This window comes from Bradyrhizobium sp. CSA112 (assembly GCF_029051645.1).
Lineage (GTDB): Bacteria > Pseudomonadota > Alphaproteobacteria > Rhizobiales > Xanthobacteraceae > Bradyrhizobium.
Map to the genome: position 1 here is coordinate 874,384 of NZ_JAACFS010000001.1, position 24,927 is coordinate 899,310.

Annotated in this window: 23 protein-coding genes; 8 read left to right on the forward strand and 15 right to left on the reverse strand. The window is 63.2% G+C overall.

The window, feature by feature from the left end; translation table 11 throughout:
- Window positions 1-279: 279 nt before the first annotated feature.
- The 6 genes from GWE18_RS04350 to GWE18_RS04375 all read right to left on the reverse strand — a co-directional run bounded on the left by GWE18_RS04350 (window position 280) and on the right by GWE18_RS04375 (window position 6,930).
- Entirely contained in the window at window positions 280-1,512 is a 1,233-nt protein-coding gene (locus GWE18_RS04350; protein ID WP_275184538.1) for an ABC transporter permease, read from the reverse strand.
- Window positions 1,509-2,264: an ABC transporter ATP-binding protein gene (locus GWE18_RS04355; protein ID WP_275184539.1), complete on the reverse strand. Its 756-nt coding sequence runs from the start codon at window positions 2,262-2,264 to the stop codon at window positions 1,509-1,511. Before GWE18_RS04355 ends, GWE18_RS04350 begins: the two co-directional genes overlap by 4 nt.
- Window positions 2,265-2,274: 10 nt before the next feature.
- Entirely contained in the window at window positions 2,275-3,678 is a 1,404-nt protein-coding gene (locus GWE18_RS04360; protein WP_275184540.1) for an efflux RND transporter periplasmic adaptor subunit, read from the reverse strand.
- 689 nt (window positions 3,679-4,367) lie between these two features.
- Window positions 4,368-4,502 (reverse strand): hypothetical protein, encoded by a 135-nt coding sequence (locus GWE18_RS04365; protein WP_275184541.1) that lies wholly within the window; start codon window positions 4,500-4,502, stop codon window positions 4,368-4,370.
- A 154-nt stretch (window positions 4,503-4,656) separates the two neighbouring features.
- Complete coding sequence (locus tag GWE18_RS04370) at window positions 4,657-6,051, reverse strand: adenylate/guanylate cyclase domain-containing protein (RefSeq protein ID WP_275184674.1); 1,395 nt, start codon at window positions 6,049-6,051, stop codon at window positions 4,657-4,659.
- A 156-nt stretch (window positions 6,052-6,207) separates the two neighbouring features.
- Complete coding sequence (locus GWE18_RS04375; protein WP_275184542.1) at window positions 6,208-6,930, reverse strand: sulfite exporter TauE/SafE family protein; 723 nt, start codon at window positions 6,928-6,930, stop codon at window positions 6,208-6,210.
- Window positions 6,931-7,077: 147 nt separating this feature from the next.
- Here GWE18_RS04375 and GWE18_RS04380 point away from each other — a divergent pair, with 147 nt between their 5' ends.
- Complete coding sequence (locus GWE18_RS04380) at window positions 7,078-7,527, forward strand: cupin domain-containing protein (protein ID WP_275184543.1); 450 nt, start codon at window positions 7,078-7,080, stop codon at window positions 7,525-7,527.
- Window positions 7,528-7,742: 215 nt separating this feature from the next.
- Here the strand turns inward: GWE18_RS04380 and GWE18_RS04385 are convergent, their stop codons facing one another.
- The gene (locus GWE18_RS04385) at window positions 7,743-8,513 is read right to left on the reverse strand and encodes an exodeoxyribonuclease III (protein ID WP_275184544.1); all 771 of its coding nucleotides are present in this window, start codon (window positions 8,511-8,513) and stop codon (window positions 7,743-7,745) included.
- A 48-nt stretch (window positions 8,514-8,561) separates the two neighbouring features.
- Here GWE18_RS04385 and GWE18_RS04390 point away from each other — a divergent pair, with 48 nt between their 5' ends.
- Complete coding sequence (locus GWE18_RS04390) at window positions 8,562-8,783, forward strand: cysteine rich repeat-containing protein (RefSeq protein WP_275184545.1); 222 nt, start codon at window positions 8,562-8,564, stop codon at window positions 8,781-8,783.
- A 182-nt stretch (window positions 8,784-8,965) separates the two neighbouring features.
- Here the strand turns inward: GWE18_RS04390 and GWE18_RS04395 are convergent, their stop codons facing one another.
- On the reverse strand, window positions 8,966-10,951 hold the full coding sequence (locus GWE18_RS04395) for an AAA family ATPase (protein ID WP_275184546.1): 1,986 nt from the start codon (window positions 10,949-10,951) through the stop codon (window positions 8,966-8,968).
- A gap of 147 nt (window positions 10,952-11,098) precedes the next feature.
- Here GWE18_RS04395 and GWE18_RS04400 point away from each other — a divergent pair, with 147 nt between their 5' ends.
- On the forward strand, window positions 11,099-12,313 hold the full coding sequence (locus tag GWE18_RS04400) for an ABC transporter substrate-binding protein (protein ID WP_275184547.1): 1,215 nt from the start codon (window positions 11,099-11,101) through the stop codon (window positions 12,311-12,313).
- A 45-nt stretch (window positions 12,314-12,358) separates the two neighbouring features.
- Entirely contained in the window at window positions 12,359-13,519 is a 1,161-nt protein-coding gene (locus GWE18_RS04405) for an FAD-dependent oxidoreductase (RefSeq protein WP_275184548.1), read from the forward strand.
- A gap of 204 nt (window positions 13,520-13,723) precedes the next feature.
- Here the strand turns inward: GWE18_RS04405 and alr are convergent, their stop codons facing one another.
- From alr to GWE18_RS04420, 3 genes are all read right to left on the reverse strand, one after another.
- A complete protein-coding gene (gene alr, locus GWE18_RS04410; protein WP_275184549.1) occupies window positions 13,724-14,959 on the reverse strand; it encodes an alanine racemase in 1,236 nt (411 codons plus the stop codon).
- 48 nt (window positions 14,960-15,007) lie between these two features.
- Complete coding sequence (locus GWE18_RS04415; protein ID WP_275184550.1) at window positions 15,008-16,507, reverse strand: replicative DNA helicase; 1,500 nt, start codon at window positions 16,505-16,507, stop codon at window positions 15,008-15,010.
- A gap of 321 nt (window positions 16,508-16,828) precedes the next feature.
- Window positions 16,829-16,993 carry a hypothetical protein gene (locus GWE18_RS04420; RefSeq protein WP_275184551.1) on the reverse strand — a complete coding sequence of 55 codons (165 nt, stop codon included), beginning with the start codon at window positions 16,991-16,993 and terminating at the stop codon, window positions 16,829-16,831.
- A gap of 101 nt (window positions 16,994-17,094) precedes the next feature.
- Between GWE18_RS04420 and GWE18_RS04425 the strand changes: the two genes are divergently transcribed.
- Window positions 17,095-17,301, forward strand: a complete 207-nt coding sequence (locus GWE18_RS04425; protein ID WP_275184552.1) for a transcriptional regulator — start codon at window positions 17,095-17,097, stop codon at window positions 17,299-17,301.
- 21 nt (window positions 17,302-17,322) lie between these two features.
- On the opposite strand, the gene GWE18_RS04430 is transcribed toward GWE18_RS04425, so the two are convergent.
- Window positions 17,323-18,573: a cyclopropane-fatty-acyl-phospholipid synthase family protein gene (locus tag GWE18_RS04430; RefSeq protein WP_275184553.1), complete on the reverse strand. Its 1,251-nt coding sequence runs from the start codon at window positions 18,571-18,573 to the stop codon at window positions 17,323-17,325.
- 210 nt (window positions 18,574-18,783) lie between these two features.
- Between GWE18_RS04430 and GWE18_RS04435 the strand changes: the two genes are divergently transcribed.
- The 3 genes from GWE18_RS04435 (at window position 18,784) to GWE18_RS04445 (ending at window position 21,005) form a co-directional block, all read left to right on the forward strand.
- Window positions 18,784-19,836: a hypothetical protein gene (locus GWE18_RS04435; RefSeq protein ID WP_275184554.1), complete on the forward strand. Its 1,053-nt coding sequence runs from the start codon at window positions 18,784-18,786 to the stop codon at window positions 19,834-19,836.
- A 102-nt stretch (window positions 19,837-19,938) separates the two neighbouring features.
- Window positions 19,939-20,544, forward strand: a complete 606-nt coding sequence (locus tag GWE18_RS04440) for a TetR/AcrR family transcriptional regulator (RefSeq protein WP_275184555.1) — start codon at window positions 19,939-19,941, stop codon at window positions 20,542-20,544.
- A complete protein-coding gene (locus GWE18_RS04445) occupies window positions 20,541-21,005 on the forward strand; it encodes a PaaI family thioesterase (RefSeq protein ID WP_275184556.1) in 465 nt (154 codons plus the stop codon). Before GWE18_RS04440 ends, GWE18_RS04445 begins: the two co-directional genes overlap by 4 nt.
- A gap of 47 nt (window positions 21,006-21,052) precedes the next feature.
- On the opposite strand, the gene rplI is transcribed toward GWE18_RS04445, so the two are convergent.
- The 3 genes from rplI to GWE18_RS04460 form a co-directional block, all read right to left on the reverse strand.
- Window positions 21,053-21,652 carry a 50S ribosomal protein L9 gene (rplI, locus tag GWE18_RS04450; RefSeq protein WP_275184557.1) on the reverse strand — a complete coding sequence of 200 codons (600 nt, stop codon included), beginning with the start codon at window positions 21,650-21,652 and terminating at the stop codon, window positions 21,053-21,055.
- Window positions 21,653-21,703: 51 nt separating this feature from the next.
- On the reverse strand, window positions 21,704-22,672 hold the full coding sequence (locus tag GWE18_RS04455) for a hypothetical protein (protein ID WP_275184558.1): 969 nt from the start codon (window positions 22,670-22,672) through the stop codon (window positions 21,704-21,706).
- A gap of 367 nt (window positions 22,673-23,039) precedes the next feature.
- Window positions 23,040-24,926 (reverse strand): TRAP transporter permease, encoded by a 1,887-nt coding sequence (locus GWE18_RS04460; protein WP_275184559.1) that lies wholly within the window; start codon window positions 24,924-24,926, stop codon window positions 23,040-23,042.
- Between the last annotated feature and the right edge of the window lies 1 nt (window position 24,927).

A 24,927-nucleotide genomic window follows, 5' to 3' on the forward strand; every position in this document is an offset into this window, starting at 1 on the left:
ACGGCATCTGCTTGTTCGCCCTTGCCGCCTGACCGAACCGCGCCCGCAGCGGGCGGTCGGCAACGACTGCGCGGGTATTGTGCGTAGTCGACAGCAAGGTAGCGAGCGCGCCTGCTCTCATCGCCTTTAACCTTAGCACCAACCCGACGGACACTTAAGCCAACAAGTTGATCGTACACGACGCGGTTCCACGGACGTGCGTGACGGGTTCCACGGACGTGCGTGGTAGTTGTGCCAGCGCATCTCCAACAATCGGTCAGCACGAGGCTGGCTCGGCAATCACGCGTACCGCAGCGCTTCGATCGGATCGAGCCGCGACGCGCGCAACGCCGGAAACCAGCCGAAGAACACGCCGACGAACCCGGAGAACAGCACCGCCAGCACGATCCATTCCGGCTCAATCAGCAGGGGCCACTGGGCCAGGCTCGCGATTGCGCAGGCGGCAAGGATCCCGGTCAGAATGCCGATGGCGCCGCCAATGAGCGATAACGCGATAGCCTCGAACAAGAATTGTTTCAGGATATCACGTGGGCGCGCGCCGATCGCGAGCCGCAGCCCGATCTCGCGCGTGCGCTCGGTCACCGACACCAGCATGATGTTCATGATGCCGATGCCGCCGACCGCGAGCGAGACCCCAGCGACGATCGCCAGCAGCAAGGCAAGCGTGCCCACGCTTTCCTCCTGCGTAGCCGCAATGTCGGCGAGATTGCGGACCGTGAAGTCGTCGTCCTGCATCGGTTGCAGACGGTGACGCTGGCGTAGCAGCATCTTCACGTCGCTCTCCGCGGCGGCGAGGCTCTCCCCCTCGCGCACTTTGAGATAGATAGAGTCGACCGAGCGCGAATTGGCTGCATTGCGGCCGATCACCCGCTGACGTGCCGTGTTGAGCGGCAGGAGCACGACATCGTCCTGGTCGTGGCCCCAGGCGGATTGGCCCTTCCTTGCCATCACGCCAATCACGCGGAACGGCACGTTGCGCACCCGCAACTCCTGCCCGACCGGATCGAGCCCGCCATAGAGCGCGCGCGCCACGGACTGCCCAATCAACGCCACCTGCGCCCCGCGGGCAATCTCGTCCGGCGCGAACAGTCGACCGGATTCCACGTCCCAATCGCGCGCCTCGAACAGGCCAAGATCGACGCCGTAGACCAGACTCGACCAGTTGACGCCGGCAGCGATCAGTTGGGCGTTCTCGCGAACGAATGGCGCGGCCACCTGCAGTAGCGTCACTTCCCGTACGGCCGCAGCTGCATCCTCGTCAGTCAACGAGGAGGCGGAGCCTGAGCCGAGGCCGATGCCGGATTTCGTGATGCTGCCCGGCATGACCACGAGCAGGTTGGTGCCGAGGCTGCGGAACTGCGCGACGACCTGCTCGCGCCCACCGCTGCCGACCGCCACCATCGCTATCACGGCTGCAACGCCGATGATGATGCCGAGTATCGTCAGGGAGCTGCGCAGCTTGTGTAGCCGCAGGGCGTCGAGCGCAGAGATGACCGCATCGGAAAATGTCATGCTGCGGTCTCCGCGAAGTCTGGCATGATCTCGACTTGGCTTGCGAGCAACTCGGCGGCAGCGTCGTCCGGGCGCTGCGGCCTGTCACTCTGCACGCGACCGTCGCGGAAACGCACGAGGCGCGACGTAAACCGCGCCACCTCGGGCTCGTGTGTGACGACGACAACGGTCGTCCCTTCATCGTTCAGCTTCTGGAACAGCGCCATCAGCTCGAGCGAGGTGCGGCTGTCGAGCGCACCGGTCGGCTCATCGGCGAGCAATAATCTTGGTGCGTTGACGAGTGCGCGGGCGATGGCGACGCGCTGTTGCTGGCCTCCCGAGAGCTGTGTCGGTTGATGATGCAGTCGCTCGGCGAGGCCAACGCGGGTGAGTGCGGCCGCGGCTTTGTCGCGTCGTCGCCTGCGGTCCTCGCCGGCGTAAATCGTCGCCAGTTCCACGTTCCCAAGCGCATCAAGACGCTCGAGCAGGTTGAACTGCTGAAACACGAAGCCGATCTTGCGGTTGCGCACGGCGGCGAGCGCATCGCGGCTCATCGCCGACACCTCCTCGCCGCCGAGGCGGTAGCTGCCGGAAGTCGGCCGGTCGAGGCAGCCGATCACGTTCATGAACGTCGATTTTCCCGAGCCGGATGGGCCCATGATGGCGGTGAATTCGCCGGCCGCGACCGAAAGCGTCACCTCCCGCAGCGCATGTACGGCTTCGTCGCCGAGCCGATAGACGCGGGTGAGCTGCTCGGTCTCGATGAGCGACATGGTGTCCTCTCTACAAGCTGCCGGGTGGCGTGGTCTTCGCCTCGGCGGTGCGCGGCCCGCCGCCGATGATCACCTCGCGGCCGGGCTCGAGGCCCGATACGATCTCGGTTGCGGCTCCTTCGGTTGCGCCGATGCGGACCGTGACCCCTTGCGGCTTGCCGTCCGGCCCGACTACGAAGACACGCCCTGGCTGCGTGGCCCGATTGCGCTCGACGAGGGCGGCATTCGGTTCGCCGGACAGATTGCTTCCTTGTGACTGCGAAACCTGTGCGCCCGAAACATCGCTGGTCGCCGGGGGGCGCCAGCGCAAGGCGGCACTCGGGACCTGCACGGCCCCGTCGCGCCGGTCGGTTTCGATCCGCAGCGTGGCGGTCATTCCCGGCAGCAGCTCGAGACGCGGATTCTCGATCGAGATGATTGCCGTGTAGATCACCACGTTCTGTATGGTCTGCGACCCCAACCGCACCTGCTTGACAGTTCCCTCGAACGATCGCCCGGGAAAGGCGCTCACGGTGAACGTCGTGCGCTGGCCCGGCTTGATTCGGCCGACATCGGCCTCGTCGATATTGGCCGAGATCTCCATTTTCCGGAGATCGTCCGCCACCAGGAACAAGGTCGGGGACTGCAGCGCGGCCGCGACCGTCTGACCAAGCTCGACCTGACGCTGAACCACGACGCCGGAAACCGGCGAGCGGATGTCCGTGTTCCGTAGATCGACCTCGATCTGTCTGACCGTGGCCTCGCGCGCGGCGAGCTGCGCGGCCGCGGCCGCAAGTTGCGCCTCTGCGACGCGCTGATCAGCCTCGAGGCCAACGAGTTGCGCCTTGGCGGACTTGAGCTGCGCTTTCACCGAGTCGAGGCTCGCACGCTGGGCATCGCGTGTCGTCCGGGCCGCATCGTGCGTCGCCGCGGCGATGATGCCGCGTGCGTGCAGTTCGCTCTGGCGCTGGTAAGCGCGCTCAGCGTCGGCGAGCAGCGCCCCATTGCGGGCGATCTGCGCTTCGATCTCCGCCTCGGCAGCCCGGGCCTTTTCCGTGTCCGCGCGCACGCGCTCGATCTGCGCTTTCTGCACCAGCTTCTTGGCACGGGCCTGCTCGAGATCGGCGCGCGCGGCATCGAGTTTGGCGAGGATCTGGTCCGAGTTGAGCCGCGCCACCACTTGGCCCGCCTTCACATTGGAATTGTAGTCGGCAAGGAGCTCGACGACCTGGCCTGAGAGCTGCGAGCCGACGATGACTGTCGTGGTCGGATTGATGGTGCCGCTCGCGCTCACCGTGGCAACGATTTCGCCTTCGTTTGCCTTGGCGAGTCGGTAGGACGGCTGGGCTGGTGCACCGCTCCATTGCGGAAAGAAATGGAATGTGCCTGCGGTGGCAGCGGCGATGGCAAGCAGAGTGATCAACAGGCGGCGCATTTGTGACGATCCCCTCCGTTCTCCAGTTGAGTGCCGCGTGACGCGTGATGGGCGCCTTGCGACGGCGGCAGAGGCCGGCCGGTGGCGGACGGCCTCTGCGTCTGCTGCAAGCAATCAGAGCGGTACGAGATACAGAGGCACTGCCCTCCAGCTAAACCAGTGTGCCGACGCGGGGGCGACGTTGGACACGGTCGCCAGAGCCAGGACGGCCATAGCGAGTGCGATGCGGAACTTATCCTGCATGATGCTCTCCTGTTTTTCGCTCATGTGAGCGACGTTAGGTTGCTGTCATCGGAGCGGCGTGTGTCGCTCCTGTCTGCCGGTACGAATTCAGGGGGCGGGCCGGATGCAGGCCTCGCGCATTCGTGAGCTGGTTGTGGGGTAGAGCATGATCCGGACCCGGAGGACCGCGTTAGCGCAAAGTGGAAACCGGTTTTCCCTTAGCTAGCAAGCGCGAAGCGTTTGCGCAGAGATCATGTTCTCAAACAAAGAGCGATGAGATCATGATGCGATTCCATGTAATCGCATCATGAATTGCCTCGCCGCGGTAACCACGCGCACTGCCGCTGCTATTTTTGGAACGGCGTAGCTACGGCTTCGTCCGGCCGCAAGCTTCGCGATGGTCGCGCCTGGCGACAGCTCCAGAGGCCGCCCGGCGGCGGGCGGCCTCTGCGTCTTGCAGCAAGCGCTCAGTACGGAATGCCATACAGAGGCACTGCGAACCAGCTCCAGTTAAATATGCCCGCCGACGCGCTATCGACGGCCGACACGGTCGCCAGAGCCAAGGTGGTCACGGCGAGTGCAGTGCGGAACTTGTCCGGCATGATGCTCTCCTGTTTCGCTCATGTGAGCGACGTTAGGTTGCTGTCATCGGAGCGGCGTGATTGTCGCTCCCGACTGCCGGTACGAATTCAGGGTACGGTTCGGATGCAGGCCTCGCGCATTCGTGAGGATGCATCCATCGCGCGCTTCAGAGCATCAGCAAGCGACGTTGGCACATGTCCAGATGCCGACCGGTTGCTCGAGACCGCGAATGATCTGTGCCGGCTGCTCGACGAGTGACGCGAAGTCGGCGCTCGAATGGTTCGACTCCGTCTGGGCCTGCCGCACCAGCGCGTCGCTGACCACGATGGCGCATCCGAATTCGCGGGTAAGCGATTCGAGCCGGCTCGCTGCATTCACGGTGGTGCCGATGACAGCGAATTCGAGCCGGTTAAGGCCGATATCTCCCAGCACGACCTGACCATAGTGCAATCCGACGCTGACCTGAATCGGCGGCTCGTTGCGACCACTGCGTTCTCTGTTCAACTCGGCGATCGAGCCGATCATGCCCCTCGCGCAACGCAAGGCGTTCAACGCGTCAGAATCGCCGGCGAACGGCGTGCCGAACGTCGCCATCAGGCCATCGCCGAGGTACTTGTCGAGCGTTCCGCCGTGCTGGAACACCTCTCTTTCCATTCGTTCATGGAATTGCCGCAGCGTATCGATGACCTCTTTCGGGTCTCGTCCATCGGCGTAGGCGGTGAATCCCACGATATCGGCAAACAATACCGCGACGTCCTGCGTGCGAACCCGCGTGAGCGGCTCGTCGTTGCCGGACAATTCATTGACGACATTGGGCGAAAAATAACGCGCGAGGTTGGCGCGCTCGCGTTCGATTCCGGCGTGGCTGATCAGAAGCGCATTCGAACGGCGCACCGCCAGCGCCAGGATCGCGGCGACGATGATGAACACGGTAACCTGCTGGAAGCGTGCGCCGAAGCCGATCGACGAGGGGTCGATGATCTCGAACAGGCGAATATCAGCGCCGACCGCTTCCCTGACCCGCTCCGACAGCGCGGCATGGCTTGCTGGCTGCAGGTACGCCCAACCGACGGCAATGGCCCACAGGGCAGCAGTCCATCCGCCCATCGCGACAACCGTTCGCCACGAATAGGCGAGGGTGGCGGTGGCAAGGAAGATGAAGAAATAGATGAAACTGTCGAACCGGAACTGCATTCCGATTGGCCAGTGCTCGGTGCTCCATGGATTGGGTACGACGCTGAGGAACGTCAGCAGCGCAAGATCGCAAATGATCAGGAAAACCTCGAGCGGCGAACGGCCGACCTTGCCGACTTTGAGTTGGGCCCATCCGATCAGAGCAAAGAAGCCCAGCATCAGGACGTAATAGATCACGTCCCAGTTCGGGTTGATGATCGGCAGGGTAACGGCAGTGACTGCCAGCGCGACCCAGCGGGCCCGGACGGCGAGCAGCAGTCCTTCGCGCTTGCTGTCGACAAGGGCGGCTTCCGCGAATTTCAGGGCATCTTGCCGGGCGCCGGTCCGTCCGGTTCGCTGGTCGCCCAGATAGGGGACGTCAGCCGCTTCCGCCATCACGCTCAAGGCACATTCTCCCCAGTCGATAATCAGGCCGTGCAACTTGCACGGTATCGTCGATCAAGATGGCACGTCTGAGAACGTGCGACCACCAATCGATGGCGTCATGTTTGATTAACGCTGCGTTGGGGAATGACGGGTTCCGCCGAATCCTTAAGAAAATGCCGTCCACAGCAGGGTGAGACCAGCGGCCAGCATGATGCCATCCATCAACAGCCGAAAGACGTCGGGCTTAAGCCGCAGCACAAAGCTTTTGGCGATGAAGGCGCCGAACATGAGGGAAGAGCCCGCTATCAGGCCTTTCAACGCGATATCAGGCGTCAGCGCGCCGAAGCGCTCGAACGTGACCGACTTGCTCAGATAGAGCCCGAGCGAGCTTGCGGCTTCCGTGGCGAGGAAGGCGCCTTTGGTCAACCCGTAGAACAGAAACAGCGGCACGCTGAGCGGCCCGGTCGAAACCACGATGCCGGTGAGATAGCCGATGACGGCGCCACCCACTGCAAGGTGCCAAAGTTGCGCCTTGAGCTGGTGACGGGCGAGCCAGTGCCGCACCGGCACCATCGCGATCAGAAACAGGCCGATCGCGACATCGACGGCGTGTGAGGGCAGCGCCAGCAGCGTCCGCGCGCCAAGCGCGGCGGCCGGAATCCCGGTTGCCGAATAGGCAAGGCAGGCGCGCCAGTCGATCTCGCGCCACCAGGCGAGAATCCGCGACAAGTTCGCCATCACGGCCGCCACCGCCATGATCGGCACGGCTTCCTTCGGACCGTATTGATAAACCAATACCGGCATCAGCATGATCGACGAGCCCGTGCCGACAATGCCTGAGATGGTGCCGGCGAGCAGGCCGACGATGAGGACAAAGAGGAAGCCCATGCAGTCTTTCGCGATTCCCTGATGCTGACATCATGGTGGCACAGCAGGGCTGAGCAAAACAGGCCACCGCAGCGCACACCAGCCGTCTGGCGGCGACAGGCAAAGCTGCTAGGATCGCGTCAAAATAATCAGAACGGAGGATCGCCCATGGACGTCGTGACGCCGGCCAACGCGCAGACCGCGGACACGCATTCCCATCTGGTTCGCCCCGACACCATGGAATGGCAGAAGACCCGTTTCCCGGGCTGCGAAGCCAAGACGCTGCTGTTCGATCGCAAGACCGGGCTAATGACTGCGCTGATGCGGTTCGCGCCGGGCGCGGTGCTGCCCGACCACGAGCACGTCAACATCGAGCAGACCTACGTGCTCGAAGGATCGCTCGTCGACAAGGAAGGTCCGGCGAAGGGCATAGAATGCAAGGCCGGTGAATTCATCTGGCGCGAGGAAGGCAGCCGTCATGTCGCCTGGTGCCCCGAGGGCGGGCTGATGCTCGCGATTTTCCAGGTCCCGAACAAGTTCTTCGAGGCCGATGGCCGCGTCATCGACGCCGCGGGCGAAGACTGGGACGCGGCCTGGGGACACACGCGAAAAGGCTGACTGCCGTCAGGTCTCCCGCCGGCTTGGGATCTGATCAGACTGGACGGGACTGATTACGTCGTGCCGGCGGACGCTGGGCGTGAGTGTTGCGAGCCGAGCCCATTTCTACTTTGCATGGGGTTGTTTTCGCGGTTTGTATCTCGGTCCTGCTTGTGCCGCGGAAAAGGGCGTTGCTGCTTCGCAAGCGGCTATTCGACCCAACCATTCGGCGCTGATTAGCTCAGCACGATCCAGGCCGGCGCATGGTCGCTGGCGCCTTCCTCGCCGCGTATCTCGCGATCGACGCCGGCCTTGATCAGGCGCGGCGCTACTGCCGGGCTCAGCAACAGATGATCAAGCCGTAGCCCGGCATCGCGTGGCCAGCGGTTGCGCTTGTAGTCCCAGAACGTGAACATCGGTTTTGTCGGATGAAGTGTCCGGATCGCGTCCGTCCAGCCCTGGTCCACCAGCGCCTTGAACGCAGCACGGCTCTTAGGCTGGATCAGCGCGTCCTTGTCCCAGGATTTCGTCGGATAGATATCTGACACCGTCGGCGCGACATTGTAGTCGCCGGCCAGCACGACCGGGATGTCCTGCTTGAGCAGTTTGCCGGCATGCGACCGCAGCCGCCTGAACCAGCCGAGCTTGTAGTCGAATTTCGGTCCGGGCTGCGGATTGCCGTTCGGCAGATAGAGGCTGGTCACGATGACGCCGTTGACGGCAGCTTCTATGTAGCGCGCCTCGTCATCATTGCGATCGCCGGGAAGCGCGGTCCGGGTCAATATCGGCTCGGTGTTCCGCGCCAGGATGGCAACGCCGTTCCAGGTTTTTTGTCCGCGCCACACCGCGCCGTAGCCGGCCTTGTTGATCGCCAGAATCGGGAACTCTGCATCGGTCGATTTCAGTTCCTGCAAAGCAACGATGTCGGGCTTCGCCGCATGCAGCCAGCGCAATAGGTTAGGCAGGCGGCGGTTGACATTATTAATGTTGAAGGTCGCGATCTTCATGTAGAGCTAACTGGCATCACTGTGCTTCGCCTGACGCTTGGAGATTCCATGTCGAAATTGCGCTTCGCCGTTCTCGTGCTCGCTATCGGATGCTCCGGATCCGCGGTTGCTCAAGTCGCCGAGCAGCGCGGTGCCTGCAAGGCGGACTATGACAAATATTGCGCCGGTACGCTGCCCGGCGGCGGCCGCGTTGTCGCATGTCTGAACAAGCAGCATCACCAACTCAGCGACACCTGCAAGAAAGTGTTGGCTAGCCGGAAGGCGCAGTAATACGGGGCAAACTGCCAGGATCGGGTTTCGCTGTTATTGCTTGATTGTCGCGTCCCTGGCAACTGGCGGCCTGCAAGCTTGTCTTAGACAAAGGCTTTCGGCGGCCGGGTGCCGTATGCCGAACGCCATGTTATTCGCTACTCTATGAACGTCCGTGCGGGAGTCGGTTTCGCTGCGGCAACTCAGACGTCGATTAACCGGTCACGCCACTCCGCCCAGGGTTCGGCCTGCCAGTCATGCACAAAACAGCCAATCGGGATTCCGTCGACGATGCGCTCGCAGCCGGCGAGGCGCTGGAAGCCGGTACCTTCGAGCAGTGGCGCGAAATGATCCGGATGCATCGCAGCCAAGACATAAAACCGTAAATTGGGCTCGGTGGCCCATAGGATCGCGTGGCTGTTCTGCAGCGCGTTCATCGCCGGGTTCAATGCGCGACGTCCGCCCTCAGGAACGGTGAAGCGAGACATCAATGACACACCGGCCCCGTCCGTCAGCGCGTCACCCAGCGCCTGCCGCACGGCGGAAACGACCGGGTCGGCGGCCGCGCTGAGATCGTCCAATCCGTCGAGTCTCAGGACCTGGGTCACGCCGCATAACTCACCGTTATGGCGGTGTGCCGTCGAAGTCCGCGTTGCAGGATGGTGGCGCCAGTGATCGAACAGCGCGCGTTCGCCGGTCGGCAGCCCGGCATCCCGCAATCGCGCAATGCCGTCCGCGTCGGCTGCCGTGGCCGGTTTGACCGAGATGGTGCCGAGCGCGGCAAAATTGAAGAAGCGTTTCATTATAGGCGAACGGCGCTCAAGATATTGCAATTCCGCGTGCGCGCCCCTCAAGCCATGTTGCAGTTGCCGTATCAAGTGCCGATTGACGGCATGGTGGAGCACGCGTGAACCCTCCGGGTCCCGCCAGCGTAACTCCTCATCAATGGCGTCCCGCACAAACTCGTGCGGCCAAAGTCCTTCCGGACCGGCGCTGACGTAGCTCTGCTCGGCAAGCCACTCGAATAGCAGGACCGCGCTCGATGCATCAACCACGTCGGACAGCAGGGAGACCGTCGTGGTGCGCGTTCGCGCACAGGCCTCGAGCGCCTTGCGGTGCAGTGTCGTCGGTGCCTGCGCGACGCAACGTTTGGTCAGCGCCCGCACTAGGTCCGGGCCCAATCCCGTGGGGACGCGGCCAAGCCGCCGCACTTCATCGGCAACCAGCACCAGCGCCAGTGGGTGGCCATGGCAAAGGTCAAGCACGCCGGAATGCGCGTCTGCGGCAACGCCATGAGCATCCAGCAGACGGCTCGATTCCGCCTGCGAGAGCGAATCCAGGCCGATGCAGCGCATCGCATCGCACCACAACGGGTGCGCAGTCCAGCGCGTGTCGGGAGCCTGCCGACCGGCCAACACGACGGTGACCTGCGACGGTAGCGCCGGCAGTAGCGTGTCTCGTACCCAGCCGCTCATCGGCTCCAAATGTTCAAAGGAATCGACGACGAGCACGCTGCGATGCCGTGAAAAGCCCGCCGCCAGTTCCTCGATCGTGCCCGCGGGTTCGCTGAGGCCAAGCGCGTTGGCCAGCGCAGCCAGGATGGCGTTTGGCTCAGGCGCTACGCCGGTGGCGTCGATCCTGCCAAAGACGATCCCGTTGACGGCCGCTTCGGCCCGCAGATGTTCGATCAGGGTTGTCTTGCCGATGCCACCCGGACCGTACACGAAGAACAGCGGCGTGCCCGGTTGGCTCGGCGAGATCGCCTCGCGAAGCAGAACGAGTTCGCTCTCTCTTCCGACGAAGCGCTTCCAGGCGCGACCGCCCAGCCGATCGCCAATACTGACCAACCTCTCTTGGGGAACAGTAGCGGGCCGGCTCTCCTCGCTGACCAGCATATAGCCCTGGCGCGGCAAGGTGCGCAGCGCTGTCCGCCCATCCTGACCCAGCGCCCGACGAACGTCGCCGATCGCCTGAACGAGAGAGTCTTCAGTGACTTCGCAGTCGGCCCAGATCTCGTCCATCAGTTCGCTCTTGCTGACCAGCCGTCCGGCATGAAGGGCAAGAAACCTGAGCACTAGCCAGGCCCGCGGGCGTAGCTGAACAATGGAACCGCTCGGGTCGATCAGCGCTTCGCGGGAAAAGTCGACCGCATGGCTTCCGATGACAATTGTCTGGCGAGATGGGTCCATCTGATTCTTGGCCGCCGGGATGCTTTCGGAAAATTTCGGAAAGATTTCGGGACGCGCCCCATAGTGCCCCACTAACATTCGGGGCGCTGCCGTGCCTCTGGCACATCGAAACTCTGGGATTATAGGGCTTGCCCGATGAAGCTTTCAATGACCTTGGCGACCGCTTCTATCCTGCTGACGGTGGGCTTTGCGCCTGACGCCGGAGCCCAGAAAAAATACGGCCCGGGCGTTACCGACACCGAGATCAAGATCGGGCAAACCGCGCCCTATAGCGGTCCGCTCTCGTCGCTGAGCACCTTCGCCCGCATTGAGGCGGCCTATCTCAGGAAGATCAACGAGTCCGGCGGCATCAACGGCCGGAAGGTTACCTTGATCTCGCTCGACGACGCCTTCTCGCCGCCCAAGACGGTGGAACAGACGCGCAAGCTGGTGGAGGGCGACGAGGTTCTCGCCATCGTGGGATCGATCGGAACACCGACAAACCTCGCCACGTCAAAATATCTCAACAGCAAAGGCGTGCCGCAAATACTGCTGCTCGCCAGCACGCCAAAGCTCGACAATTCCGACAATCTACCTTGGACAACGACGTTCATGATGCCGCAGCCGGTCGAAACCAGGATCTATGCAGAGTACCTGCTGAAATCGAAGCCCGATGCCAGGATCGCGGTGATCTACCAGAACGACGACCTGGGAAAAGGCAATCTGGGCTGGTTCAAGGCAGCACTCGGAGCCAAGGCCTCGACCATGATCGTGAAGGAGGCGGCATACGATGTGACGGAGCCGACGATCGACTCGCAGATTGTAACCCTGAAAGCATCAGGCGCCGATACCCTGTTCCACGCATCCAATGCACGGTTCGCCGCGCAGTCGATCCGCAAAGCCCATGAGCTTGGATGGAAAGTTCAGCATGTGCTGCTCTCCGGTGTCAGCGTCATTGCGAGCGTGATTCGGCCCGCGGGACTCGAAGCGTCCACCGGCGCGGTGACGTCCTTCTGGCTGAAATCGCCGGAAGATCCGATGTGGGACAACGACCCGGACATCAAAGAATATCGCGCTTTCATGAAGCAGTGGGCGCCGGGAGAGTTGATCGAAGAGTCCGCCTTCGCATACACCACCGCCCAAATGATCGTGGAAGTCCTGAAAAGGTGCGGAGACGATCTCACTCGCGAAAACCTTCTGAAGCAGGCGACCAACATACAAGATCTTCAACTGCCGCTGTTCCTTCCCGGCTTGAAGGTAAACATTTCACCGACCAGCCGCGTTGCGTGGCGCCAGGCCAGCATGGCGCGGTTCGATGGCGCCAAATGGGTGCTGTTCGGCGACATCGTTGCCGTTCCCGCTGACAATCGAGCCTCTCGTTGAGGCGCTGACGGATCAACAGCGATACTTTCCGTTTGGACGGATGCAATGACCGACAAACTTCAAATCGCGATCGTGGGAGGCGGGATCGGTGGCTTGGCCGCCGCCCTTGCGCTGCGGGCGCGTGGCCTGAACGTGACGGTATTCGAACGGGCTGCCTCACCCCGCGAACTCGGTGCCGGGGTTTCGATCCACCCCAATGCAGCACGCCTGCTGGGGCGCGTCGGCCTCCGGGACTGGCTCGAGAATATCAGCACCAGGAGCGTCGGTCTTTCACTGCGGACGTCGCGCGGCGAACCCGTTCAAAGGCCGCCAATCTCCGACGATAGACCAACTTACCAGATCCACCGCGTGGAACTGCTGGAAAGGCTGAATGAAGCCCAGGCGGATGCTGCGGTTCGCTATGGTCATCACTGTACCGGCGTGAGGGAAACGGAAGACGGTGTACAGCTTACCTTTGCGAGCGGTGCCACTGCCCGTGCGGACGTCGTGATAGGTGCGGATGGTATCCATTCGGTCGTGCAGCGCAAGATCGGGCTGGCCACGCACCCGACGAGTGAAGGCATCATGGCCTACCGCGGCCTGATTCCGTCTGAAAGATTTCCATGGGCGAAGGATCTTCGCGGGTTGAACATGTGGATGGGGTCAGGCCGCAGCTTCATTTGTTTCCCGATTTCACAGGGACGCGTGATCAACATCGTCGCGTTCGTGCCAACCAACCTCGAGTCGGAAGAATCCTGGTCGGCTCCCGGTGATCTCAGGGAATTGGCCGCTGAATATGATGGCTGGGACGCCCCTGTAGTGGAAGCCATCGCCGCGCTCGACGAGACCTTTCGGCGGGGAATTTACGATCGGGCGCCATTGCCATACTGGTCGACGGCGCGCGTGACGCTTCTCGGTGATGCCGCCCACCCGATGGTGCCGCATTTCGGCCAGGGCGCGGGGCAGGCGATCGAAGACGGTTTCGCGCTGGCCGTTTTGCTTGAAGACGCAAAGCCTGCGGACGTTCCTGCGCGGCTGAAGGCCTACGAAAGATTGCGGCTCGGGCACACCAGCCGGGTGCAAGCTGCCTCGCGCGACGCCGGGCGATTCTACCGATCCGAAAACGAGGACGCGGCGGAGCGAAGCCGGCGCATGGGAAAATGGATGTCGGCGGCGGGATGGATATTTCAATACGATGTGGAGCGGGAAGCCACGGCGTTGCTGTAAGATTGGGACTTTTTGCGCTTTTCAATAATCGGGAAGCACGGCGCCGAAAGACGCCGCAAACGAAAAATGGATTGCAATGAGCCCGGCACGACGGACCATCTCGTGCCCCGGACGCAAGCGGCCAGAGAGCTGCGAGCCCAGTCCCATGCTACTTTGCATGGGGTTGTTTTAGCAATTTTGTATTTGGCACCTGCGGTGCGCGTCCTATGTGGAAGCGGCAGCCGGCTCCGCTGGCGACGGAGCAGGGGGCTCTGCGGTGGCGTTTCCGCCCTTGTAGATCCGCGTATAGCGCTTGCCGAGGCTGGTCAGCACCTCGTAGCCGATGGTGCCGAAATGGTGGGCGAGTTCGTCGACCGTAATGCCTTCGCCGATCAACGTCACCATATGGCCGCGCCGCACCGCATTCTTGTCGAGATCGGTGACGTCGACCGCTGTCAGGTCCATCGAAATCCGCCCCGCGATCGGGCAGCGCTTGCCGGCGACCACCACCTCGGCGCCACGGGTGCCGTCATTGGCGCTGGCCGCGCGGAAATATCCGTCGGCATAGCCCGCGGAGACGATCGCTATTCGGGTCGGACGTCGCGCCGTCCAGGTCCCGCCATAGCCGACGGTATCGCCGCGTTCGACGTTGCGGATCTGCACGATACGCGCCTTCAATTCGACGACCGGCCGCATCGGATTGTCGGCTTCGGGCGTCGGATTGATGCCGTAAAGGGCACAGCCCGGGCGGGCCAGGTCGAACTGGAATTGGGCGCCCAAGAAAATGCCGGAGGAATTGGCAAGCGACGCCGGCACACCGGAAAACAGACTCGCGATCTCGCGAAAGGCCGTGAGCTGCCTGGCGTTGGCGGGATTGTTGAGCAGTTCGGCGGAGGCGAGGTGGCTCATCACAAGCGTAATGCCGTGGTCTCCGGCGTTGATACGCGGGATGAGGCCCTGCGCCTCGGTGACGGTGAGGCCGAGCCGGTTCATGCCGGTATCGATGTGTATGGCCGCGCCGCCCGACCACCCCGAGCGGCGGCAGAACACGTCCCATTCGGCGAGTTCGTTGAGGTCGCCGATCACGGGCTTGCAGTCGAACTTAGCGTAGGCGTCGCCGGTGTTCTGGAAGAAGCCGTCGAGCACGTAGATCGTGGCCGCAGGTGCCGCGGCGCGAACCACGCGCGCCTCATCGAGGGTGGCGACGAAAAACGTCTTGCAGCCGGCGGCAGAGAGGGCGCGCGCGACCTGTTCGGCGCCGCAGCCATAGGCGTTCGCCTTGACGACGCCTGCGCATTCGGCCGGCACCGCCGTCTTCTCGAGCTTGCGCCAGTTGGCGACGATAGCGTCGAGATCGACCGTCAGCACGCCGGTTGCGGTTGCGAGCGAGGCAGCCTGGTTCGCCTCGGGCGACAGCAGGGTGACTTGCGGGATGGACTTGGGATCGGGGGCCACGTTCATGCCATAGTTTTACGCGGCGGAACGCGGCGGTTCAACTGTGCTCGGCGCTCAATAGCCGCGATCCGGCAGATTGCCGTCCTGCGCTAGATCGCTGAACCGGGTGAACTGACCCTCGAACTGCACCTCCACCGTTCCGGTGGGGCCGTGGCGCTGCTTGCCAATGATGATTTCGGCCTTGCCGTGCACCAGCGACATGTCGAGCTGCCATTTTTCGTATTCGGGGGTGCCGATCCGCGGCTCCTTGTTGGCGAGGTAATATTCCTCGCGGTACACGAAGATCACGACGTCGGCGTCCTGCTCGATCGAACCGGATTCACGCAGGTCGGCCAGTTGCGGGCGCTTGTCGTCGCGGTTTTCGACCTGACGCGAGAGCTGGGACAAGGCGATGATAGGAACGTTCAGTTCCTTGGCGAGCGCCTTGAGGTTGGTGGTGATTTCAGTCACTTCCTGCACGCGATTATCAGACTTCTTGCCCGAGCCTTGTAGAAGCTGGATGTAGTCGATCACGATGAGGTCGAGGCCCTTCTGCCGCTTCAGCCGGCGCGCACGCGCCGTGAGCTGCGAGATCGACAGGCCGCCGGTTTCGTCGACATAAAGCGGCAGCGACTGCAATTCGATCGAGTAGTCGCGGATCTTCTCGAAATCGGCCTCGCTGATACCGCCGCGGCGGATCATGCTGGAGGCGATGCTGGTCTGTTCGGCCAGAATACGGGTGGCGAGCTGTTCGGCCGACATTTCGCAGGAGAAGAAGCCGACGATGCCGCCATTGACGGTCTTCATCGTGCCATCGGCCTGCACCTCGGCGCGATGCGCCCTCGCGATGTTGTAGGCGATGTTGGTGGCGAGCGCCGTCTTGCCCATGCCGGGGCGGCCGGCGACGATGATCAAGTCGGAAGCCTGCAGCCCGCCCATCTTGGTGTCGAGGTCGCGCAAGCCGGTAGCGACGCCCGACAGACTTCCGTCACGCTGGAAGGCCTTGGCCGCCATGTCGACGGCGGTGGTCAGCGCCTGCGAGAAGCGCTGGAAGCCGCCGTCATAGCGGCCGGACTCGGCGAGTTCATAGAGCTGGCGCTCGGCATCCTCGATCTGCGCGCGCGGGGCAAAGTCCACCGGCGCATCGAAGGCGACGTTGACCATGTCCTCGCCGATCCGGATCAGGTCGCGGCGCAGCGACATATCGTAGATCGTCCGGCCGTAATCCTGCGCGTTGATGATCGTGGTGGCCTCGGCCGCCACGCGAGCGAGGTATTGGCCAACCGTCATGCCGCCGATATCGGTATCGGCGGGCAAGAACGTCTTCAGCGTGACGGGGGTAGCAACCTTGCCCATCCGGATCAGGCTGCTGGCGGTCTCGAAAATGGTCTGGTGAAGCGGCTCGAAGAAGTGCTTCGGCTCCAGAAAGTCGGAAACCCGGTAGAACGCGTCGTTGTTGACCAGGATCGCGCCCAGCAGGCTCTGTTCCGCCTCGATGTTGTGCGGCGCGCTCCGGTAGACCGGAGTTCCCGCGTCGGGAGCAAGCTTGAGGACGTTCGAATCAGTCAGTGCCATTGGTCGGATTATGCTCAGATTCTTGGCGTTGTTTGGATTCCGGGATAGTCGGGATTCCCGAAAGCGGGGGGCGATAAAGCGCCACTCACGCGTCCGGCGAAAGCACGAAGGTGCCTTATGCACGATTCCCACATGCGGGGTGTGAATCCGGATCGCGTGGCGCATTCCGCTTGACGGGCTTTCAGCCCAAAACCAGGCGGTGCGGGAGCGTTTTCCGTGAAAATGCCAGGCAAAATCTTAGGAGAGCCTGAACCTTACCGCGAGTTCGACAGACATATCCGAAGGCGAGCGGTGTTTTCGAGCCGCGATCTTAAGCGTTGATCAAACCAGGACCAGGTAGATGAACGCGAACACGGCAGCAGCCACCCCGGTTGCGATCAGGGCGTAATCGATCCGGATGTCGGAATCGAACGGGCTTGGGTGGGTCTGCTGGTTCATGCCGGTGATGTACGACGGGCCGTCACGGGCTTCTGTGAAGTAGATCACATCGAGCGTGATTTTCTTGGCGGCAGAATGGATTGGCTACGAAATCGGGAACGGACCGGCGATTTTCGGGTTGCCAGCCGTATCGGATCAAAGGACGGACGATGGGTCAGCAGCTCAAGGGATGGCGAACGGCAAACGCCCAGCGTTTGTGGCTGTCGATGCTGATCGACACCATGGAAGAGATTTCGCGCCCGGAACGGCGTGCCGTGCCCTGCGATGGTCAAGTGCTCGCTGCGCTGCGAGCCCAGCTCGCCCGTCCGGCGTCGGCTCGCATGCCCTATGCCTCGGCCTACAGCCTGCGAAACTGACGCCACCGCCATTGCGGCGGCCTATTCGCCCGCCAACTGCAGCCGCGGCTGTTTTCCAAGTTCCACCCCGCGCAGTCTCGCTTCTTCCCGCGTGATGTAATCGCGTGTCATCGGCACGATTCCCTGGCGCTTGGTGAGCTGGATCTGGAAATTCATCAGGTTTTGCTTCCGGAACGACATTTCCGACGCCGCCAGATAAAATTCCCACATGCGCGCGAAACGCTCGTCGTAGAGGCGTACTGCCTCTTCGCGCCGGGCCATAAAGCGGTCGCGCCAGGCCTTTAGCGTTTCCGCATAATGCAGCCGCAGTATTTCGATGTCGCAGACCAGAAGGCCCGCCTTCTCGATCGCGGGGATGACTTCGGAAAGGGCGGGAATATAGCCGCCCGGGAAGATGTATTTCGTGATCCATGGGCTGGTCACATCGGGCCCGGTAGAGCGGCCGATCGAGTGCAGCACCATGACGCCGTCATCGCTGAGAAGTTCGGCGCAACGCCGGAAGTAAGTTTCATAGAAGTCGATGCCGACATGTTCGAACATCCCGACCGACACGATGCGGTCGAACGGGCCGGCAATATCGCGGTAATCGCTCGGCAGGAATCTGGCCGATCCCGTCAGGTTCTTCTCGGCGGCGCGGGCATTCGAGGCCCGCAACTGCTCCGACGACAGCGTGATGCCGGTGACATCGGCGCCGGTCATTTCGGCGAGATAGAGGCCAAGTCCGCCCCACCCCGAGCCGATATCGAGCACGCGGTTGCCGCGCCCGATCAGGAGCTTGGCGGCAAGGTGGCGTTTCTTTGCAAGCTGGGCATCGTCGAGCGCCGCATCCGGCGTTTCGAAATAGGCGCAACTGTATTGCTTGTCGGCGTCGAGGAAGAGGGAATAGAGCCGCCCGTCGAGATCGTAGTGATGAGCGACGTTGTTTTTCGCCCGGCCGCGCCAATTGAATTGCCTGGCGTGCCGGCTGAAATAGCGCAGCCACCATTGCAGCTTGGCCCAACGTGGGAGCATTTCGGGCTGGCTGAGCAGGATCTCCAGCGCGTCCGCGATCGAGCCGTCCTCGACCACGAACGTGCCGTCCATATAGGCTTCGCCAAGCGCCAGTTCGGGATTGAGAAGAATCCGGAGCTGCGTCCGCTCGCTCAGGAATCGCACTGACACTGGGCGGCCGGTTCCGTCACCGCAGGTAAATCTGGCCCCGTTCGCGGCCGTAAATGTCATCGTGCCGCGGCGAATGAACTGGCCCAAAAAATAACGCAACAACCGGTCCATCGATGCACCAATGGAACAAGCTACCCTTATACCGACGCACCACGGAAAGGTTGGTTCCAGGGATGGATCAAAATTGTCACAAGTACGAATGCCGTAGCGCCAGTCCGTTGGAGCGCGCTTCCATTCGCGTCATAATCGGCTAAAAGGTGACCCCGCCGCTGGCGACGTTGCGCGTCGCAGGCAGCGATTCGACGTCTGGAGAAGCAGGGAATGTTGAGCCGAGCGCTCAGTTTGGCGACGGTGACGCTCCTGATCGGCTGCCTCACAGCAGGGGTGACGCAGGCGGCGGAAAATCTCGACGCCGGCAAGAGCCCGTCCCAGATATTCTCGAGCACCTGCAGCGCGTGCCACAGGAGCCCCCGCGGCCTGTTGAAGAACACGTCGGCTTCGTCGTTGCCCGGGTTCCTGCGCCAGCACTATACGACCGGTACCGACATGGCCTCGGTGCTTTCCTCCTACCTGCTATCCAACGGCGCTGCCGATCCCCGGTATCAGGGCAAGGATCAGGCGAAGAAGGATGCCAAGCAGGACGGAAGACCGGATCAATCTGACCGGCTCGGTCGCCGGCAGCCATCTGCAGCACCTGCTCAGGAGGCTTTCCGGCCGGGCGCAGACGGAGCTACGCCGCAAGGCGAGGGAGTGCGTCCGGGCCGAGACGCGAAGCGGCTCGCACGGCCGCAGCCGGCGCCCGAAGCCGCTAAACCTGCGGATGGGCAGGCCCCGGTGCAGGCCGCTACCGACAGCAAATCGGGCGTCAGGCAGAAACAGGGCAGGCGGAGCAGGCCTGCTGCCGAAGAGCCGCCGAAAACCGAGCCGGCGGCGCGCGACGACGCCGCGAAGGAAGATGCATCTCGGGATGCCGCCAAGGCTGAAACGGCCGCGAGCGATTCTGCCAAGGCCGATCCAGTCAAGACCGATCCAGTCAAGACCGACGCGATCAAGGGCGAGGACGACAAGCCGGCTGGCGAGGCAGCGAAGCCCGCCGGCGAGTCGGAAAAGCCGGAACGCGAGGGCAGATCAGACACTGCCAAGGTCGATGCTCCCAAGGAGAGCGCACCCAGCGAGCCGACGCCGCTCCGGCCCGATCCGGCACCACCGGTCACGCCGGCGCCGCCAGCTTCCGCAACGACCGCGCCCGAGCCGTCCGCGAGTTCCTCCGCAGCGGCGCCAGTACCCGCGGCGCCTCCGCCAGTAGAGGCTACGGCGCCCGCATTGCCGCCGGTCGCGCCCGCCGGCCAGCCTGAGCCGCCCATCTCGCGCTAAGATTTTCAGACTTCCGGCGCCGGTCAGCGGTGGGGCGTTGCTTGACCGACTCTAGAGTAATACTCTAGAGTGATGATCTAATCGGATCAGGGGCGAGCGCGAGTGAGTACGGCACGCGAGGATCTGCTGGCGGCGGGATTGGCGGTATTCGACCGCGACGGCTTTGAGGGCGCCACCGTGGCCGCCATCAGAACCCGCGCGCGGGCGTCCAACGGCAGCTTCTTCCATTTCTTCGGATCGAAGAAGGAACTGGCCGGCACGCTGTTCCTGGAAATCCTCGCCCGTTATCACGCAGCCGTCATGGCGGCGGTCGATGAATCCTGTGGAGCGCGGGAAGGCGTGGCGCGGCTGATCCGCGCGCATCTCGAATGGGTCTTCAACTCCAGGCGCGAGGCCCGCTATCTGTTCGAGATTTCCCGCAGCGAATGGATGGAGGAGATCCGCGGCGCGCAGCGTGCGCAAAACTCGCGCCTTGCGGAAGCCGTCGAGCGATGGCGTGCGCCGCTGGTTGCGCGCGGCGAATTGCTGCCGATGACGTCGTCAGTGTTCTTCAGTCAGATCATCGGACCGGCGCAGATCTTCTGCCGCGCATGGCTGTCGGGCCGCGACCGCACTGATCCAAGAGAGCAAGCCGAAATCCTGATCGCCTGTGCCATCCGCGCGGTGGTCGCGCCTGATGCGATCCACACACCGGGAGAAACCGTATGAGTGCGAATAACGATCCCGACTTCGCGCCGATCGCGACCCGCATCCGCGACAATGTCGGCCGCCAGGGCTTTATGACCCATATCGGTGCGGAATTATCCGAGCTGACGCGCGGTACCTGTACACTCGCGGTCGACCGCCGGGCGGAGCTGTTGCAACAGCACGGTCTGTTCCATGGCGGCGTGACCGCGTTCCTCGTCGACAATGCGACCACGATCGCGGCCGCGACCTCGTGCGGGCAATCGGCGCTTACGGCGGAATACAAATTGAATCTGTTGTCGCCGGCTATAGGCGAGCGGCTGATCTGCCGGGCGCGCGTGATCAAGCCCGGACGTCAGGTCGCCGTGGTCGCGGCTGACGTTTTCTGCGTGACCGATGGCGTCGAGAAGCACACTGCGACCGCGTTGGCGTCGATTGCCATGCTCGACGAGAAAGCGGCTGCCAGAATCCCAAGCCCGGCCTGAGCGGCCGGGCTTGGGGTAGTCACAGGGAAGTTTGAGCTGGAAGCGCGTTACTTCTCGGTCGAAGCGGGTGCCGGCGCGACCTCGTCGTGCTGGGCTTCCGGATCGAAGAACTCGCCGGCGGCAGCGAGCGCCTCGGCGGCGGCGTCCTGATCTTCCTGACGGGTCGAGATGTCCTCGCCGCGGTTGATGCGCTCGGCCTCGTCGGCGCTGCGCGCCACGGTGACGCTGACGTTGACTTCGACTTCCGGATGCACGGCAATTGCGACCTGGTGCTTGCCGATGTTCTTGATCGGCGCATCCAGCAGCACCTGGCTGCGGTCGATCGCGACGCCATCGGCCTCGAACGAGGCGACGATGTCGCGTATGCTCACCGATCCGAACAACTGGCCGGATTCGGAGGCTTGACGCAGCACGATCACGTTGCGCCCGTCGATCTTCTCCGCGACCTTGGTCGCTTCGCCCTTGGCCTTGAGGTTGTTGGCCTCAAGTTCGGCCTTCATGCCGTCGAACTTGGCGCGATTGTCGGCGGTTGCGCGCAGCGCCTTGCCGCGCTTGAGCAGAAAGTTGCGGGCAAACCCGTCCTTGACGCGGACGACTTCGCCCATCTGACCGAGCTTGACGACACGTTCCAGCAGGATGACTTCCATTTTCGTTCTCCTTTGAGTGTTCGATATGCGGTTGACGTGAATGGTGGGGCTTCAGGATGCGGGCAGGGGTGGCGGCCTGCTGCGCAGATAGCGTTGGCGAATTCCGAAGACGGCGTCCGCGAGACCGAGCGCGATCATCGCGAGCGCGGGCCAGCCGAACGCGACGACGATCGCGTAAGTGCAGCAGAGCCAGAAGACACGGCTCTTGAACGCAAGTGTCAGCGTGTGCAGCACGGCAAAGCCGGTGAGGGCATAGGCCATCAACAGCGCGGTCGTCATGATCTGCGCGAACATCGCGACGAGCCCGCCGACAAAGCAAAAGGCCAGCGCGACCGACAGCGCCACTAGCGTCATCGGCGGCAATTCCGCGCTCTTCAGGTCAGGCCACGGCCGCTGCAACCGGCCCGAGGTAGCCGTGATCTTCCCGGCAAGCCAGAGATTGAGTGTCAGCGTCATCATGGCGACGATCGTTGCGGCCGCAGGAGCGATGATGGCGAGAGCGGCTACCAGGCGCTCGACATCTGCCGACGGCGCGGCCTCACGCGCCAGAATTCGCGTAAGGCCTCGGCGCAGCACACCGGTGATGGTATCGGCGTCGCCGCCAAGCGTCAGCATGGCCGCGATCGTGGTCAGTGCGGCAAAGCCGGCGATCCAGAGCAGGACGCGGCCGATCGGATACCATTCGAGCTGAACCGCAGCGGGTGCTGAACCGTCTTCGGGAGCGGTGGCGGGCAGCGGCCGTCCCAACAGGGCGAGATGGCCGAGCCACCACGCCGGCACCGCCACGGTGATCGCAAAGGCGATGCAATAGGGCAGGCCGAAGATCGCGCCGAGGCCGGAGGCGGCGGCAATGCCGCCGATCGTTGCCGCGAGCGGACCCCAACCGAGTGCCGCCACCATCAGCGGCAGCGGAGCCAGATAGAACAGCAGCAATGAGAACAGCGCGCCCGAGATGATCGAGGCGAACATCAGCGCCGACGCGCAGCCGGCTGCAAGACCAATGGGTATGATCGCGATCATCAGCTGTCCCGCTCCTTTCGAGCGGTTAGATAGAGGTCAGCAAATTATGCCGCCTTACCAACTAGTTAGAGAGTTAAGGGAGACGTCCGTACCGCGGTACCCCTTAAACATTCACGGCCCCACCGGGGGGCCGAGATGACTTGGTGCGCCTTTTAGAGCAGTAGCCCCAGCCGATCAAGAGTGTCAGCCCGAGACGATTTCAGAAAAGGTTCCCGGCGTTTAGCTGGCGACCGGCGGGCACAATGGGATTCCCGTTCCTGCGAGATTTCGCGGTCTCAGGAGGCGTAAATGCGCAGAACACCGTAGAGCACGGTGCCAACAATGAGGGCTGCTGCGATAAGCGTCAGGGCGATGGACTGTGCGCGGGTCACGTGCTCGCTTCCCGCGTTATGGTGGATTGTGGAGTCCACAGCTTCTGCAACAGCAGGATGATGGCAAGCAGGCCCGCGCCGATGACATCGGTGACGGCATTGGGATCGATCAGCAGCATTGCGGCCGCAAAGAAAAGTATCCGCTCGAACCACGTTGTTCTACGCAGGAAATAGCCTTCAAGACTGGCTGCAAGCGCAATCACTCCGATCGTGCCGGTCAGCACGGCGCGCAGGATATCGGGCCATGGCCCCTGGAATAGCAGCGCGGGGTTGTAGACGAAGAAGAACGGAACGATGAAGCCGGCGGCGGCAAATTTCATCGCCTGCACGCCCGAGGCCCACAGGCCGGCCCCGCCGATCGATGCGGCAGCATACACGGCAAGTGCCACCGGCGGCGTCACCGCCGATAGGCATGAGAAGTAGAACGCGAACATGTGCGCCGCCATCGGCTCTACGCCGAGCTTCATGATCGCGGGCACCAGCAGCGCCGCCTGCATGATGTAGGCGGGAGTGGTCGGCATGCCCATGCCGAGAATGACGCCGGCGACCATGGTGATGAGCAGCGCCGGCAGCAGCGAGCCATAGGTGAAGTCGATGAGAAACGCCGTGAACCGCAGCGCCAGCCCGGTTTGCAGCACGATGCCGATCACGATTCCGGCGGACGCGCACGCCATCGCCACCGGCACGGTCTGCACCGCTCCGTCGCGCAGGCCTTCGAGGCACGCGCGCCAGCCGAGCCCGGTCGAAGGCCGCAGCCACGAGATGCCGACCAGCGCGACGGTAGCGATGATCGCGCCATAGGTCGGCGTGAAGCCGTAGAGCAGCAGCGCCAGCAGCACGATGACGGGCAGGAAGAGGTGGCCCTGGCGCAGCATGATGTAGCCAAGAATGGGCAATTCCTCGCGCGGCAAGCCCTTGAGCCCCGAACGCACGGCGTTGAAGTGGATCGCGGCGAACAGCGCCCCATAGTAGAAGAACGCGGGGATCGCCGCGGCGATCATCACCTGCGTGTAGCTGACGCCCTGAAACTCGGCCATGACGAACGCCGCTGCCCCCATGATCGGCGGCATGATCTGCCCGCCGGTGGAAGCTACCGCCTCGATGGCTGCTGCCGCCTCGGGCTTGAAGCCGGTCTTCTTCATCATCGGGATGGTCAGCCAGCCGTCGACCATGACATTGGCGACCGCGGAACCGGAGATGGTGCCGAACAGGCTCGAGGAGACGACCGCCACCTTGCCGGGGCCGCCGCGTGCGCCGCCGGCGATCGCATTGGCGAAGTTCATGAAGAACTGGCCTGCCCCGGATCGCTCCAGGAACGTACCGAAGATGATGAAGAGGATGACGTAGGTCGCGGCCACCGTCATCGGCACGCCGAAAATGCCCTCGGTGGTGAAGAAGGTCTGGTCGACGGCGATCTCGAGCGTGAGACCTCTATGGTAAAGCCAGCCGTACAGCCAGGGGCCGGCGAACCCGTAGAGCAAGAAGACGATCGCCACGATCGGCAGTGCCGCGCCGATGGTGCGTCGCGTCGCCTCCAGCACCAGGAGAGTGGCGGTGATTCCCACCGCCATGTCCATTCGGGTCAGCGCATCGGCAGTGGGGAAACGGTTTACGATGTAGTCGTAATTCGCAAACATGTAGCCGATGCACGCCAGCGAAAGACCCGCCAAAGCGAGATCCTCCCACGGCACGCCGCCGAGTGTCGCGTCCTTGCTGCGAGGCCACAACAGGAACGACAGCACCAGGCTGAAGGCGAGCGTGATATAGAGCAGCGCCTGCTGATCGGGAGCGTATACCGTCAGCCGGGCGTAGACGTGGTACACGGACATTGCGACCGCCACCACGCCGACGACCAGGCCCGCGTAGCCGGTGAGCTTGCGCACG